The following is a 15,549-nucleotide window of genomic DNA, read 5'->3' as shown; positions in this document are numbered from 1 at the left end:
AGTACGTCTTCCCGGATCCCTTGAAAATGAAACCGCCGCTGATTTTTCCGCCGTCAGATGAATTGTGGGAGTGAGCTTGCTCGCGAAGAGGCCGTTGCATCCGCTAAATTTCCAGCGGCTGGAATGCCGTCTTCGTGAGCAAGCTCACTCCCACAGGGGTTGTGATTGCTGCGCGAAATCATAACTGCCAGACGAATGCTGGGAATCCTACCGCTCCATTCGGCCTAGACCGTTGACAGCTGACGACCGGATCCGGCCCTCACAAATCATCAAAGAACCGTTCATGCCAGTCCACCAGCGGCTGCGGGGAATTGAGCTTCTGGCCGTAGATCACCGCGTACGACAGCACGTTCTGCACGTATTGGCGGGTCTCGTCGAACGGAATGCTCTCGACCCAGACGTCGAAGGCCAGATGGTTGGCGCCCCTCAACCACTGACGCACACGTCCCGGACCTGCGTTGTACGCCGCCGAAGCCAGTACCCGGTTGCCGTTGAACTGCGCATGGACCTGACTCAGATAAGCGGCGCCGAGCTGAATGTTCTTGTCCGGATCGAGCACCTGGGCCGGCGAGGCCAGGGGAATGCTGAATTTGCGCGCGGTCTCTTTGGCGGTCGCAGGCATCAGTTGCATCAGACCTGCGGCACCGACGCCAGAGCGGGCGTCATCCATGAACGCGCTTTCCTGACGGGTGATCGCAAACACCCAGCTTGAATGCAGCCCGCGAACCTGCGCTTCACGCACCAGGGTGTCGCGGTGGGCCATCGGGAAGCGGATGTCGAGATCGTCCCAGTACTGCGCCTGACTGATGGTGCGAATGGCCGGGAAATACCAGTGCATGTCGTACGCCAGTTTGGCCTGGGCGACCATTTCGTCCCGGCTGAAACGACGGGTGACGTGGTACCACTCGCGGCGGCCGTCGACGATCTGCCCCCGATCATAGAACTCCAGCGCGCGGCGCACGCCCGGTGTGTTGCGCACCTTGGTCATGAGCGCCTGGCTCATCACCAGCGGCTTGTTGTTGAGCATGTACGGCGTCTGGGTGCGGTCGGCGGCAAGGAAGCCGTAGAAATCACGCTCCTTAGCGACCGCCTTGTACAGCCCCGGAAGCAACGGGCTGTTGGGCTGAGCAAGCTCGAGAGAGCGGGCCTGCCAGTAACGCCAGCGGTTCGTGGTCGCGAGGTCTTGCGGCAAGCGACGGGTCAGCTCGTACGCATCGCTCCAGCGACCGAGCCGCAGCAACAGGCGCAGGCGCCATTCGGTGACGGTGTTGTCGCGCAGGTCCGGGTCGTACTTGGTCATGACCTCAAGGGCCCGACCGTCGTAGCTGCGAGCCAGGGTCAGGCCGATTTCCTTGGCGATCTGCACCTGTTCTTCGTGTGAGAAATGCAGCACCGGCGCGTAGCTGTCGAGCAGCTCCATGGCCCGCTGCGGGTCCTGCTTGGCCAGGCGACGCAGCCCCAGCCCGACCACATCGGACATCGCCTCGTCGGCCGGCATGAACTGGCCCTGGTTGTTGACCATTTCCGGCTTCTGCGCGACAGCAATCAGCAAACGGCCCTGGGGCGCGAGGGTGGTCATGCTGTTGACCAGTTGATTGGCCAGCGCGTAGTTGCGCACTTGCGCGGCGAGCTTGGCGCGCTGCCAGCGTTTCTGCTCGGTCAACTGACCTTCGACCGCCCACTGGGTGAAGAACGTATCGCAGGCTGCCGGCAGCGTCTTGCCGGTCATCCAGGTCTTCTCGGCGTTGGCATAGCCTTCCGAGCGCTGGTTGTGGCTGAGCTGATACGAGCCATACAAACAGTCGAGCTCTACGAAATTCAGCTTGGGGTCGTAATACTTGACGAAGGGCTGCCAGTCACCGCGCGAAGCCAGCAGCCGCAGCCAGCGCAGCTTCATGTAGTTGGCTTGCGGCAGGTCGCCGTGCTCGGCGAAGAACTTCTCGATTTCCTCGTTGCTCGCGCTGTTCAGGCGGGCGGTGAGTTCGTCGTAGGCCAGGTAGGGTTCGAGGGGGTAATCCGCCAACGCAGCGGCATAGGTGCGATAAGGGCCGCCGTCGCCCTTGGCCAAAGCCCGCTTGGCTTCATCGTAATACTGGCGTTGGGTGGTGAGATCGACCGCTTGGACGGACTGGGCAGCAGTGGCCGACAGAAGCAGGCAGGACAAAAGGCTGAAGAAACGACTGCGCATGAGACTTCCGTGCAGATGCATCGTGAAAAGTGCGGCTAGCTTAGCCTGTTGCCCGCGCGGGTTGAAGCGCTGCCTCGTCCGTCGTGATGGATAGAAACAAACCCCGGCCAGCAATCGGCCGACCACCGGGTCCGGACGACGTCCTGTCATCGATTAGCCGCCCATCTGCCGGGTTATCTCAGGTAGAATGCGCGCCCGGTTTTTGGAGAAGCTCATGACCCTGCTCAAATTCAGCGATGTGTCCCTTGCGTTCGGCGCCATGCCGTTGTTGGACAAGGTGTCCTGGCAGATCGCCCGTGGTGAGCGGGTCTGCATCATCGGCCGCAACGGCACCGGCAAGTCCAGCATGTTGAAGCTCGTCAAGGGCATTCAGATGCCCGACGACGGCAATGTCTGGCGCGCGCCGGGCCTTAAGATCGGCGAGCTGCCCCAGGAGTTGCCGGTCGCTGACGGCCGTACCGTATTTGACGTGGTTGCCGAAGGCCTCGATGGTGTCGGCGAGTTGCTCGCCCAGTATCACCACCTCAGCCAGAACATCGTCACCGCCGAAGACCTCGACAAGCTGATGCACGTGCAGTCGGACCTCGAAGCCCGTGACGGCTGGCGCCTGCAGCAGTTGGTGGACAGCACCCTCAGCCGTCTGCAACTGCCGGCCGACAAGACCCTCGCCGAACTGTCCGGTGGTTGGCGTCGTCGCGTGTTGCTGGCCCAGGCGCTGGTCTCCGAGCCTGATCTGCTCATGCTCGACGAACCGACCAACCACCTGGACATCGGCGCGATCGCCTGGCTTGAAGAAGCACTGAAGGAATTCCAGGGCGCGGTGTTGTTCATCACCCACGACCGGTCCTTCCTGCAAAACCTTGCCACGCGCATTCTTGAACTCGACCGTGGCGGCCTGATCGACTGGGACGGCGACTACGCCAGCTTCCTGGTGCACAAGGAAGCCATGCTCGCGGCGGAAGAAACCGCCAACGCGCTGTTCGACAAGCGCCTGGCCCAGGAAGAAGTATGGATCCGTCAGGGCATCAAGGCCCGTCGTACTCGTAACGAAGGCCGCGTACGCGCCCTGAAGGCATTGCGCGTTGAGCGCAGCGACCGTCGCGAACGCACCGGCAAGGCCAACATCCAGCTCGACACGGCAGACAAATCCGGCAAGCAGGTGATGGTGCTCGACAACGTCAGCTTCGCTCACCCGGGTGGCCCGATGCTGATCAAGGACTTCTCCATGGTCCTGCAGCGCGAAGACCGCATCGGTCTGCTCGGCGCCAACGGTACCGGCAAGACGACGCTGCTCAAGCTGATGCTCGACAACCTCCAGCCCACCAGCGGCAAAGTGGAAGTCGGCACCCGTCTGGACGTCGCCTACTTCGACCAGTTGCGTCACCAGCTCGATCTGGAAAAAACCGTGATCGACAACGTGGCCGAAGGCCGCGACTTCATCGACATCGACGGTCAGAGCCGCCACGTCCTCAGCTACCTGGGCGATTTCCTGTTCAGCCCGCAGCGGGCGCGGACGCCGGTCAAGGCGTTGTCGGGCGGTGAGCGCGCGCGTCTGCTGCTCGCCAAACTGTTCAGCAAACCGGCCAACCTGCTGGTCCTCGACGAACCGACCAACGATCTGGACGTCGAGACCCTCGAGCTCCTTGAAGAAGTGCTGTTGACCTTCAAGGGCACCGTGCTGATGGTCAGCCACGACCGGGCATTCCTCGACAACGTCGTCACCAGCACCCTGGTGTTCGAAGGCGAGGGCAAGGTCCGCGAATTCGTCGGTGGCTATCAGGACTGGATTCGCCAGGGCGGCTCGCCGCGTCTGCTGGGCGTCACCGACAGCAAGTCCGGCAAGTCCGAGCTGGCCACTGCCGTGGTTCAGGCAGCACCCGTCGCGGCGGCCGAAATGCCGGTCGCCAAAAAGAAGCTCAGCTATAAACTGCAACGCGAGCTGGAAGCGTTGCCTGCGCAAATTGACGCTGTAGAAGCGCAAATGGCTGCGCTCAGTGCCGAGATGGCCGAGGCCGGTTTCTATCAGCGTCCTGCGGAGCAAACCACAGCCGTGATGGCGCAGCTGGAAAGCCTGCAAGGCGAACTGGACGGACTGCTTGAGCGTTGGGCCGAGCTGGACGAGTGATCGGTAAAAGGCGGCAATAAAAAAGCCCGGCCCTTCTTCAAGGGCCGGGCTTTTGCATTGTCGCGCTTATTTCTCCGGGCGCTTGATCAGGCGCACTGCCAGCACGTCACACGGCGCGCCGTGCAGCACGTCGTTGGCAGTAGAACCGAGCAGCAGGGACAGGCCATGACGGCCGTGGCTGCCGACAACGATCAGATCAACGTGGTGTTCCTTCGCCAGGTTGTGGATTTCCTGACGCGGCTGGCCGTAGGTCAAATGGCTGTCGCCGGTCTTTACGTCGGGGTATTTGCGTTTCAGCGCTTCCAGCTTTTCCTTGGCCTGATCGAACTGCTGTTGCTGCAGCTGCGACAGGTCCATCGGGACATCGCCACCGAACGCCATGGCCATAGGTTCGACGATGTGCACCAGCGAAAGCTTGGAGTGGCCGGCCAACGCCAGCGCCATGGCTTTTTTGATAACCGGATCGCACTCTTCAGTGAGGTCCACGGCTACCAGGATGTGTTCATAGGACATGGGGTGTTCCTTCTGAGGTTTGCGATGGTTTTGATTATGGCTCTTTTCACGCGCCTCTGGCACGCCGATGTGGTTCGCCAGCAGCTAGCCGCCGCGGGGGGCGTACAAATATGACGGTGTGGATCATCCTGTCAATCATTGCGGTGGTTTTAAGTCCGCTGGTCTGGCTGCGCCCCTCGCGCTCGCAGAGCGGCAGAATGGCCATGCGCATGCAGGCGCGGCGAATGGGGCTGGCGATGCAGCTGATCCCCCAGGAGTGGCCGCATTGGTTGCCGACCGAGCCGCCGAGTCCGTGCCCGCAGTATCACCGGCCACGTACCGCGCGGGCGCCCGATGTCTGGGTGTACTGGCAGATGGAGCCGGGCGTGTGGGTCAACCAGTGGCGCGAGCCGTGTGAAGATCCGCGCCTGCTCGAGCCGTTCAAGACGCTGCCGGCGGACGTCTACAAAGTGGAGGCGGGCAAGCAGCTGATTGCCCTGTATTGGGCCGAGCGCGGCGAGCCCGAAGTATTGCAGCACATTGCAGCGGTGCTGAAGGCCTTGGCGTAAGCCGTCCTGATGCCCGAATCGCGGGCATTAAAAAGCCCGATAACAACATCGGGCCGGGGTTGGCCAGGCAGGCCGTAATTCTTGTGCGGTGCGGTGCAATGCCGCTCGCCGGGTCACACATCACTTGCTGACGACGCTCAAATGACCCGTCTTGATGCGCAGTGCGCTGAATGTAGACCTTAATGGTGCGTTTGTCTGCTGCCTCACCGTTTATTTCATGCTGCATTCCGAGCCACTGCCCGCCGCCACGCCCCATCTTCTTCAGTTTCATGCCCCCGCGATCATGCGCCTGAATAGCCTTCTATCAGGCGCACGTTTTACCTGCGATTTGCCGGTTTTGCCCGCTGTCTGCTGAATTGACAATTGCTGGAATATGGCAGAAGGTAGCCGCACCCAAATCAAACGGGCGTATGAATTGAGCGTTTGCCGTAGGAATGCTCTGACAGACGCTCGAATCGCGTCGACGGGGTGACTGGCGTTTGGTGTTTCGCCTCGACGGCAACGTCGTGCATAGCGCCGGATCTCAGCGTCTGATGCGTATTGTTCAGCTTCCATATCGTGGAGATCAGTTGATGATTTACGAAGGTAAAGCCATCACGGTTAAGGCTCTTGAAAGTGGCATCGTCGAACTGCAGTTCGACCTCAAGGGTGAGTCCGTCAACAAGTTCAACCGCCTCACCCTCAACGACCTCAGTCAGGCCATCGAAGCCATCAAGGCCGACAGCTCGATCAAGGGCGTCATCGTCACCAGCGGCAAGGACGTGTTCATCGTCGGCGCCGACATCACCGAATTCGTCGATAACTTCAAGCTGCCGGACGCTGAACTCGTCGCCGGCAACCTTGAAGCCAACAAAATCTTCAGCGCCTTTGAAGACCTCAACGTACCGACCCTTGCTGCCATCAACGGCATCGCCCTGGGCGGCGGTCTGGAAATGTGCCTGGCCGCTGACTTCCGCGTCATGTCCGCCACCGCCAAGGTTGGCCTGCCTGAAGTCAAACTCGGTATCTATCCGGGCTTCGGCGGCACAGTCCGTCTGCCACGCCTGATCGGTGTGGACAACGCAGTCGAGTGGATCGCGTCCGGCAAAGACAACAGCGCTGAAGACGCACTGAAAGTGGGCGCCGTCGATGCTGTCGTGGCCCCAGGCAAACTGCAGGAAGCCGCACTGGACCTGATCAAGCGCGCCATCTCCGGCGAGTTCGACTTCAAGGCGAAGCGTCAGCCGAAGCTCGACAAGCTCAAGCTCAACGCCATCGAGCAGATGATGGCCTTCGAAACCGCCAAGGGGTTCGTGGCAGGCCAGGCCGGCCCGAACTACCCGGCGCCGGTCGAAGCGATCAAGACCATTCAGAAAGCCGCCAATTTCGGTCGCGACAAAGCGCTGGAAGTGGAAGCAGCCGGTTTCGTGAAGATGGCCAAGACCTCGGCCGCTGCGAGCCTGATCGGTCTGTTCCTGAACGATCAGGAGCTGAAAAAGAAGGCCAAGGTCTACGACGAAGTCGCCAAGGACGTGAAGCAGGCCGCTGTATTGGGCGCCGGCATCATGGGTGGCGGCATCGCCTATCAGTCGGCTGTCAAAGGCACGCCGATCCTGATGAAGGACATCCGTGAAGAAGCCATCGCGCTGGGCCTGGGCGAAGCATCGAAGCTGCTGGGCAAGCGCGTCGAAAAAGGCCGCCTGACCACCGCGAAGATGGCTGAAGCGCTCAATGCGATTCGTCCTACGCTGTCCTACGGCGATTTCGGCACCGTCGACCTCGTCGTCGAAGCCGTGGTCGAGAACCCGAAGGTCAAACAAGCCGTATTGGCCGAAGTGGAAGGGCAGGTGGGTGAAAACACCATTCTCGCTTCCAACACCTCGACGATCTCCATCAGCTTGCTGGCCAAGGCCCTCAAGCGCCCGGAAAACTTCGTCGGCATGCACTTCTTCAACCCGGTGCACATGATGCCCCTGGTTGAAGTCATCCGTGGCGAGAAGTCCAGCGAAGTCGCCGTGGCGACCACCGTGGCTTACGCCAAGAAGATGGGCAAGAACCCGATCGTGGTCAACGACTGCCCGGGCTTCCTGGTCAACCGCATCCTGTTCCCGTACTTCGGCGGCTTCGCCAAGCTGGTCAGCGCCGGTGTGGATTTCGTGCGCATCGACAAGGTCATGGAAAAATTCGGCTGGCCAATGGGCCCGGCGTACCTGATGGACGTGGTCGGCATCGACACCGGGCACCACGGTCGCGACGTCATGGCCGAAGGCTTCCCGGACCGCATGAAGGACGATCGCCGCACGGCCGTTGACGCCTTGTACGACGCCAATCGCCTCGGCCAGAAGAACGGCAAGGGCTTCTACGTCTACGAGACCGACAAGCAGGGCAAACCGAAGAAAGTGGTCGACGCTTCCGTGCTGGAAGTGCTCAAGCCGGTGATCTACGAGCAGCGTGAAGTCAGCGACGAAGACATCATCAACTGGATGATGATCCCGCTGTGCCTCGAAACCGTGCGTTGCCTGGAAGACGGCATCGTCGACACGGCTGCCGAAGCCGACATGGGCCTGATATACGGCATCGGCTTCCCTCCGTTCCGCGGTGGCGCGCTGCGCTACATCGACTCGATCGGTGTCGCTGAATTCGTGGCCCTGGCTGACCAATACGCTGATCTGGGCGCTCTGTACCACCCCACTGCGAAGCTGCGTGAAATGGCCAAGACCGGCCAACGCTTCTTCGGCTAAGTGCCCAACGAACAGGTGAAGATATGAGCTTGAATCCGAGAGACGTCGTGATTGTCGACTTCGGTCGCACACCGATGGGCCGCTCCAAGGGTGGCATGCACCGCAATACCCGCGCCGAAGACATGTCGGCGCACCTGATCAGCAAATTGCTGGAACGCAACGACAAGGTTGACCCTGCCGAAGTCGAGGACGTGATCTGGGGCTGCGTCAACCAGACCCTGGAGCAGGGCTGGAACATCGCGCGCATGGCGTCGCTGATGACCCAGATTCCGCACACCTCCGCCGCGCAGACGGTCAGCCGCCTGTGTGGATCGTCGATGAGCGCGTTGCACACGGCGGCTCAGGCGATCATGAGCAACAACGGTGACGTCTTCGTCATCGGCGGTGTCGAGCACATGGGCCACGTTGGCATGATGCACGGTGTCGATCCGAACCCGCACATGTCGCTGTACGCCGCCAAAGCCTCCGGCATGATGGGCCTGACCGCCGAAATGCTGGGCAAGATGCACGGCATCACCCGTGAAGCGCAGGATGCGTTCGGTGTGCGCTCCCATCGGCTTGCGCAGAAGGCCACGCTGGAAGGGAAGTTCAAGGACGAAATCATCCCGATGCAGGGCTACGACGAGAACGGTTTCCTGAAGATGTTCGACTTCGACGAGACCATTCGTCCGGAGACGACGCTGGAAAGCCTGGCTGCCCTCAAGCCTGCGTTCAACCCGAAAGGCGGTACGGTCACGGCCGGCACCTCGTCGCAGATCACTGACGGTGCTTCGTGCATGATCGTCATGTCCGGTCAGCGCGCCATGGACCTCGGCATCCAGCCCCTGGCGGTGATCCGCTCCATGGCCGTGGCCGGTGTCGACCCTGCAATCATGGGTTACGGACCGGTTCCGGCGACCCAGAAAGCGCTTAAGCGTGCAGGGCTGAGCATCGCCGATATCGACTACTTCGAGCTCAACGAAGCTTTCGCTGCACAGGCCCTGCCGGTGCTGAAAGATTTGAAAGTGCTCGACAAGATGGACGAGAAGGTTAACCTGCACGGCGGCGCCATCGCCTTGGGTCACCCGTTCGGTTGCTCGGGGGCGCGGATTTCCGGCACCTTGCTCAACGTGATGAAGCAGAATGGCGGCACCCTGGGTGTTGCCACCATGTGCATCGGTCTGGGTCAGGGCATTACCACCGTATTCGAACGCGTCTAAACGGTGTGAGTGTGCAAGCCGGGGCCTGGTGCCCCGGCTTTTGTTTTTTCCGAAAATGTATTTTCGCCACTTTTTTTCCTGTCACACCCGAGGTCCCCCGCATGCCGCTACAACCAGGTCTCTACCGTCACTACAAAGGGCCCGAATACCGTGTTATCGGTGTCGCGCGGCATTCGGAGACCGAAGAAGAAGTGGTGTGCTATCAAGCGCTGTACGGCGAATACGGCCTGTGGGTACGCCCTTTGAGCATGTTTCTGCAGTCAGTTGAGGTTGACGGCGAGCAAGTGCCGCGCTTTGCTTTGGTTCAGGCCGAACCGGATCTTTTTCCACGGCCCTGAGGCATGACGTTGCAGCAGCCATTGCTTGACCTCACCTTTCAGCCACTATATATAGCGGGGCCTCGACGGCTCTGACGTCTTTTTTCTCGCATTAGGAATTTTCCGATCCATGGGCAAATCGCTGGTCATTGTGGAATCCCCGGCTAAGGCCAAGACCATCAACAAGTACCTGGGCAACCAGTACGTGGTGAAGTCGAGTATCGGCCATATCCGAGACCTGCCCACCAGCGGTTCGGCTAGCGCCTCCAAAGAGCCTGCTGCCAAGCGCGGCAAGGCCGTGGCCGAAGCGCCCGCTCTGTCGCCCAAGGAAAAGGCCAAGCGCCAGCTCGTGGCGCGCATGGGTGTCGATCCGGAACACGGCTGGAAAGCCAAGTACGAAATCCTTCCCGGCAAAGAGAAGGTGATCGACGAGTTGCGCCGCCTGGCCAAAGACGCCGACACCATCTATCTCGCGACGGACTTGGACCGCGAAGGGGAAGCCATTGCCTGGCACCTGCGCGAAGCCATTGGTGGCGACGATGCGCGCTACAAGCGCGTGGTCTTCAACGAGATCACCAAGAAAGCCATCCAGGAAGCCTTCTCCAAACCGGGCGAGCTCGACATCGACCGCGTGAATGCCCAGCAGGCACGCCGGTTCCTCGACCGCGTTGTCGGCTACATGGTGTCGCCGCTGCTGTGGCAGAAGATCGCTCGCGGTCTTTCGGCCGGCCGTGTGCAGTCCGTCGCCGTGAAGCTGGTGGTGGAGCGCGAGCGTGAAATCCGCGCGTTCATCCCGGAAGAGTACTGGGAGATTCATGCGGACCTCGGCACTGCGAAGGGCGCCAACGTTCGCTTCGAAGTTGCCCGGGAAAAAGGCGAAGCCTTCAAACCGCTGAACGAAGCGACCGCCATGGCGGCGCTGGAGAAGCTCAAGGCCTCGGCCTACAGCATCAGCAAGCGTGAAGACAAACCGACCAGCAGCAAACCGTCGGCACCTTTCATCACGTCCACGCTGCAACAGGCCGCGAGCAATCGCCTGGGCTACGGCGTGAAGAAAACCATGATGATGGCCCAGCGTCTGTACGAAGCCGGTTACATCACCTACATGCGTACGGACTCGACCAACCTGTCGGCCGACGCAGTGGCCATGGCCCGCACCTACATCGAAACCGAGTTCGGCAAGAAGTACCTGCCGGAATCGCCGATCGTCTACAGCAGCAAGGAAGGCGCGCAAGAGGCTCACGAAGCGATTCGTCCCTCCGACGTCAACACGCACCCGAGCAAGCTGACCGGCATGGAGCGTGACGCCGAGCGTCTGTACGAGCTGATCTGGCGCCAGTTCGTGGCCTGCCAGATGCCTCCTGCGCAATACCTGTCGACCACCGTCAGCGTCGCGGCCGGTGATTTCGAACTGCGCGCCAAGGGCCGCATCCTGAAGTTCGACGGCTACACCCGTGTGCTGCCGCAAATGAGCAAGCCGGGCGATGACGACGTACTGCCGGACATGGCCCAGGGCGACAAGCTGAAGCTGATCAAGCTCGACCCGAGCCAGCACTTCACCAAGCCGCCTGCACGTTATTCGGAAGCCAGCCTGGTCAAGGAGATGGAAAAACGCGGCATCGGCCGTCCATCGACCTATGCCGCGATCATTTCGACGATCCAGGACCGTGGCTACGTGGCCCTGCACAACCGTCGTTTCTATTCGGAAAAGATGGGCGACATCGTCACTGAACGTTTGTCCGAAAGCTTCTCGAACCTCATGGACTACGGCTTCACCGCCGGCATGGAAGAGAACCTCGACGACGTGGCCCAGGGCCAACGCGACTGGAAGAATGTCCTCGACGAGTTCTATGGCGATTTCAAGAAGAAACTCGAAGTAGCCGAAGCACCCGACAGCGGCATGCGCGCCAACCAGCCGGTGATGACTGACATCCCGTGCAAGGTCTGCGGCCGCCCGATGCAGATTCGTACCGCGTCCACCGGCGTGTTCCTCGGCTGCTCGGGCTACAGCCTGCCGCCGAAAGAGCGCTGCAAGGCCACCGTCAACCTCACGCCGGGCGACGAAATTGCCGACGACGATGAGGGCGAGTCCGAATCCCGCGTGCTGCGTGGCAAGCACCGTTGCCCGATCTGCAGCACCGCGATGGATGCCTACCTGCTGGATGAGAAGCACAAGCTGCACATCTGCGGTAACAACCCGGATTGCTCGGGTTACGAGATCGAAGAGGGCACCTACCGCATCAAGGGCTATGAAGGCCCGAGCGTCGAGTGCGACAAGTGCGGCGGCGAAATGCAGCTCAAGACCGGCCGTTTCGGCAAGTTCTTCGGCTGCACTAACTGCAAGAACACCCGCAAGCTGCTGAAAAGCGGCGAAGCGGCGCCGCCGAAGATGGACCCGGTGAAGATGCCGGAGCTCAAGTGCGAGAAGGTCGACGACACCTACATCCTGCGCGATGGTGCTTCGGGGTTGTTCCTGGCGGCCAGCCAGTTCCCGAAAAACCGCGAGACCCGTGCACCGTTGGTGATGGAGATTGCACCGCACAAGGACGAGATCGATCCTAAGTATCACTTCCTGTGTGAAGCGCCGAAGAAGGACCCCGACGGTCGCCCGGCGGTGATCCGCTACAGTCGCAAGTCCAAGGAGCAATACGTGCAGACCGAAGTGGACGGCAAGCCGACTGGCTGGCGTGCGTTCTACGACGGCGGCAAGTGGAAGGTCGAGGACAAGCGTTGATCGTTTGATCACGATCCGACTGGTCAGCCCCGACGCTTTGCGTTAAAAGAATCCCTCGACGTGCTTACGCATTTCGAGGGATTTTTTTGTCTGCGGCTGAACGGGTGCAGGCAGTCAGACTGGCGATTCACTCATCTCTACAGAGACCACCGTTATGGCTCACGAACTTTATACCCGCACCAACCAGAAGCTGTTCTTCGCAGGCCTGGCACTGGAGGCGATGGGGAAGGCCAGGGACAGCCGCGCGATGAACGCCCAAGGGCTTGAGCAGGCGGAGCGTGAGTCGGCGATCTTTCATCTCTATGGCGCGTTGCTCGGGCTGTGCCACGAGATTGCCGGATTCTACCGACTGCCACAGGCCAGCACCCCGCGTGCCGAGGATCTGCTGTCGCCGAAGGTGCTGGAAGCTATCGCCATCCCGGAAATGGGCGAATTGGTCGAGCTCGCCCACAACCGCGAAACGTGGCTGGCGCAATTACTGGCCTCCTACCAGGCGTTGTTCATGCCGCCGAGGGCGCCGCGCAAACCCAAGGGTGACGTCACTCAGCCACTTATCATCGCAGTGGGGGCGGAAGAAGAGCCCGAGCAGGCGTTGACGCGCGAGGAGATGGAAAGCTGGCGTCAGCAGCTCAAAGGCCTCGCAATCCGGTTCAGAGAAGGCCTGAGCGAGTGCTGAGTCGGAGTGATCGATGGGCTAGGGACTCAGTCATCTGGCTGTTACAATGCGAGCCTTTCGTGGAGAACTGCCCTGATGCCAACTTCGTTTCTGGAAATTGTTGAACTGCCTGACGGTCGCATCGAGCTGCGCCGCGCCGAAGATGAAGGATCGCTGGTCACCCTGAATTTTTCGGAAGACGCCAAGGCGTTCTTGCAGGGTCAGCACGTTGAAGTCGCCAAGGCGATGCTCAGCGTCGGTGTGCAGATGGCAGGCCGTCTCGCCGAAGGCGAATTGACCAAGGATGAAGAAGGGCCGCGCGTGCTGCACTGATCCTCAGGATTCGCAGCTCGCCCGCACGCCGTTCCGCTTCTCGATTCGCAAGAAGCGCCTACACGCTCCAAATACCCTGAATCGTTCTGCCGACGTGCTTAGCCCAGACGAATGTTGAGGCTCTGCGCATCGCCGATACGTGCTGCGCTGGCCAGTTGTTGGCGCGCACTGCCTGAGATGGGATTGATCCAGCTGACCACCGTATGACTGCGGCCCAGGCGCAACACCTCACGGGTCAGTTCCAGCGCACTCTGCGTCCCGCGCGGGTGCATCAGAATAATGCGTTCCCGATTCAGGCCCGCGTCACGCAGCCACGCCTGAGTCACGCTGGCGGGTGGTGCAACCAGTGTCAGCCAGCGGTCGTTGGTGTCCTCACTCAACTCACGCAGGATCGGGGCCAACAGGTTGAGGCAGTTCCCGGCAGCGCCGCGCAATGACACTTCACTAAAGGCTTCCGGTTCGTTGCTCCAGGGCGACTCGGCAATCTCTGCCAGGGTCGGGACCTGCAACAGCGGAACGTCGAGCATGGGCACGCCGGGTGCCATGAATGCTTCGAACAGGGGCAGTTGTGCATGTTGTTGCGGTGTCTGTGGGAACTGCATCTACGTTCTCCTTATCGACGAATCACGCCGACGCTCAAGCCTTCAATGACAAGATCCTGATCTTTGAGATTCACTTCGATCGGTGCGAAGTCGGCGTTTTCGGCCAGCAGCCAGACCTTGTTGCCTTCGCGTTTGAAGCGTTTAACTGTCACTTCATCACCGATTCGCGCCACAACGATCTGGCCGTTGCGTGCTTCGCGGGTGGTATGGACGGCCAGCAGGTCGCCGTCGAGAATTCCGACGTCTTTCATACTCATGCCGTGGACGCGCAGCAGGTAATCCGCGCTGGGGTGGAAGAAGGCCGGGTTGATGGCGAGGGATTCTTCGATGTGCTGCTGGGCCAGGATCGGCGCGCCGGCTGCGACGCGACCAATGATCGGCAGGCCGCTGTCATCGGGTTTGGCTTCGAAACCGGGGATACGAATGCCGCGGGAGGCGCCCGGAGTCATTTCGATGGCGCCTTTGCGGGCGAGTGCTTTCAAGTGTTCTTCGGCAGCATTGGGCGATTTGAAGCCCAGCTCCTGAGCGATTTCAGCGCGAGTCGGCGGGTAGCCGTTGTCTTCGAGGCAGCGCTTGATGAAGTCCAGAATCTCGGCTTGGCGTGACGTCAGTTTGATCATGTGCATCGCTCTGGCTTTTTATACAGTGACTGGGATTATATACAGTGCTTGGGTCTTGGCAATGGTCCTTTTTGCCACGCCTGCAGCGAGCCCCCTTCATGAGTGGCTACAGGCCCCGGTTTGTATGGTTAAATGCCCGTGACCGCATGGACAGAAAGCGGACGCTCAGGGTTGACAGTGCTGTGTATGAAACGTATGTTTCAAACACGTGTTTGTCAGGCGTTGAACCATGGCTCAGTCGGAAACAGTTGAACGAATTCTCGATGCAGCGGAGCAGCTATTTGCCGAGAAGGGTTTTGCCGAAACCTCGTTGCGGCTGATCACCAGCAAGGCGTCAGTCAATCTGGCAGCGGTGAATTACCACTTCGGTTCCAAGAAGGCCCTCATTCAGGCGGTGTTCTCCCGCTTCCTCGGGCCGTTCTGCGTCAGTCTCGACCGCGAGCTGGAGCGCCGCCAGGCCAAGCCTGAACACAAGCCGACCCTTGAAGAGCTTCTTGAAATCCTCGTCGAACAGGCGCTGGTGGTTCAGCCGCGCAGCAACAATGACCTGTCCATCTTCATGCGCCTGCTGGGCCTCGCGTTCAGTCAGAGCCAGGGCCACTTGCGGCGTTATCTCGAAGACATGTACGGCAAGGTGTTCCGCCGTTACATGCTGCTGGTCAACGAAGCAGCGCCGCGCATTCCCCCTATCGAGCTGTTCTGGCGGGTCCACTTCATGTTGGGTGCTGCAGCCTTCAGCATGTCCGGCATCAAGGCGCTGCGCGCCATTGCGGAGACCGATTTCGGGGTCAACACGTCTATCGAGCAGGTCATGCGCCTGATGGTGCCGTTTCTGGCGGCCGGCATGCGCGCCGAAACGGGCGTCACCGACACGGCCATGCTCACCGCGCAACTTCGGCCCCGTACCAAAACCTCGACACCGGCACCTGCCAAGGTCTGAGGCGCGCCACCGACTGGCGGTGGCGTAATTTGCATCACATCCTTCGATCCCGCAC

13 protein-coding genes are annotated in these 15,549 nt (G+C 60.7%); 9 read left to right on the top strand and 4 right to left on the bottom strand.

Translation table 11 applies throughout. The features are described 5' to 3' along the window. Positions 1-259: 259 nt before the first annotated feature. Positions 260-2,188: a transglycosylase SLT domain-containing protein gene (locus ACYASU_RS05205; protein ID WP_192172361.1), complete on the bottom strand. Its 1,929-nt coding sequence runs from the start codon at positions 2,186-2,188 to the stop codon at positions 260-262. Between the two features lie 214 nt (positions 2,189-2,402). On the opposite strand from ACYASU_RS05205, the gene ACYASU_RS05200 reads away from it, so the two are divergent. Then, complete coding sequence (locus ACYASU_RS05200; RefSeq protein WP_122534495.1) at positions 2,403-4,313, top strand: ATP-binding cassette domain-containing protein; 1,911 nt, start codon at positions 2,403-2,405, stop codon at positions 4,311-4,313. 66 nt (positions 4,314-4,379) lie between these two features. Here the strand turns inward: ACYASU_RS05200 and ACYASU_RS05195 are convergent, their stop codons facing one another. Beyond that, the gene (locus ACYASU_RS05195) at positions 4,380-4,826 is read right to left on the bottom strand and encodes a universal stress protein (RefSeq protein ID WP_192172363.1); all 447 of its coding nucleotides are present in this window, start codon (positions 4,824-4,826) and stop codon (positions 4,380-4,382) included. Positions 4,827-4,936: 110 nt separating this feature from the next. Between ACYASU_RS05195 and ACYASU_RS05190 the strand changes: the two genes are divergently transcribed. From ACYASU_RS05190 to ACYASU_RS05160, 7 genes are all read left to right on the top strand, one after another. Further along, positions 4,937-5,374 (top strand): hypothetical protein, encoded by a 438-nt coding sequence (locus tag ACYASU_RS05190; RefSeq protein WP_346627820.1) that lies wholly within the window; start codon positions 4,937-4,939, stop codon positions 5,372-5,374. Positions 5,375-5,946: 572 nt separating this feature from the next. Next, positions 5,947-8,094, top strand: coding sequence for a fatty acid oxidation complex subunit alpha FadB (gene fadB, locus ACYASU_RS05185; RefSeq protein ID WP_463582146.1), 2,148 nt, complete (start codon positions 5,947-5,949; stop codon positions 8,092-8,094). A gap of 23 nt (positions 8,095-8,117) precedes the next feature. Further along, positions 8,118-9,293: an acetyl-CoA C-acyltransferase FadA gene (gene fadA / locus ACYASU_RS05180; RefSeq protein ID WP_172612705.1), complete on the top strand. Its 1,176-nt coding sequence runs from the start codon at positions 8,118-8,120 to the stop codon at positions 9,291-9,293. Positions 9,294-9,394: 101 nt separating this feature from the next. Continuing rightward, positions 9,395-9,631, top strand: coding sequence for a DUF1653 domain-containing protein (locus ACYASU_RS05175; RefSeq protein WP_065988576.1), 237 nt, complete (start codon positions 9,395-9,397; stop codon positions 9,629-9,631). 109 nt (positions 9,632-9,740) lie between these two features. Beyond that, on the top strand, positions 9,741-12,344 hold the full coding sequence (gene topA / locus ACYASU_RS05170; RefSeq protein ID WP_282371902.1) for a type I DNA topoisomerase: 2,604 nt from the start codon (positions 9,741-9,743) through the stop codon (positions 12,342-12,344). 154 nt (positions 12,345-12,498) lie between these two features. Then, on the top strand, positions 12,499-13,020 hold the full coding sequence (locus ACYASU_RS05165; protein WP_463582145.1) for a DUF6586 family protein: 522 nt from the start codon (positions 12,499-12,501) through the stop codon (positions 13,018-13,020). A gap of 75 nt (positions 13,021-13,095) precedes the next feature. Further along, entirely contained in the window at positions 13,096-13,332 is a 237-nt protein-coding gene (locus tag ACYASU_RS05160) for a hypothetical protein (RefSeq protein ID WP_037011193.1), read from the top strand. Positions 13,333-13,430: 98 nt separating this feature from the next. On the opposite strand, the gene sulA is transcribed toward ACYASU_RS05160, so the two are convergent. Together sulA and lexA are read right to left on the bottom strand one after the other, a co-directional pair. After that, the gene (gene sulA / locus ACYASU_RS05155) at positions 13,431-13,934 is read right to left on the bottom strand and encodes an SOS-induced cell division inhibitor SulA (protein WP_192172370.1); all 504 of its coding nucleotides are present in this window, start codon (positions 13,932-13,934) and stop codon (positions 13,431-13,433) included. Positions 13,935-13,945: 11 nt separating this feature from the next. Next, positions 13,946-14,554, bottom strand: coding sequence for a transcriptional repressor LexA (gene lexA / locus ACYASU_RS05150; RefSeq protein ID WP_065988571.1), 609 nt, complete (start codon positions 14,552-14,554; stop codon positions 13,946-13,948). Between the two features lie 229 nt (positions 14,555-14,783). On the opposite strand from lexA, the gene psrA reads away from it, so the two are divergent. Next, the gene (gene psrA, locus ACYASU_RS05145) at positions 14,784-15,494 is read left to right on the top strand and encodes a transcriptional regulator PsrA (protein ID WP_192172371.1); all 711 of its coding nucleotides are present in this window, start codon (positions 14,784-14,786) and stop codon (positions 15,492-15,494) included. Positions 15,495-15,549 lie beyond the last annotated feature (55 nt).

This window comes from Pseudomonas sp. HP_12 (assembly GCF_055283955.1).
Note: the sequence above shows the minus strand (reverse complement) of the source record. Positions and strands in the feature narration are given on the sequence as shown.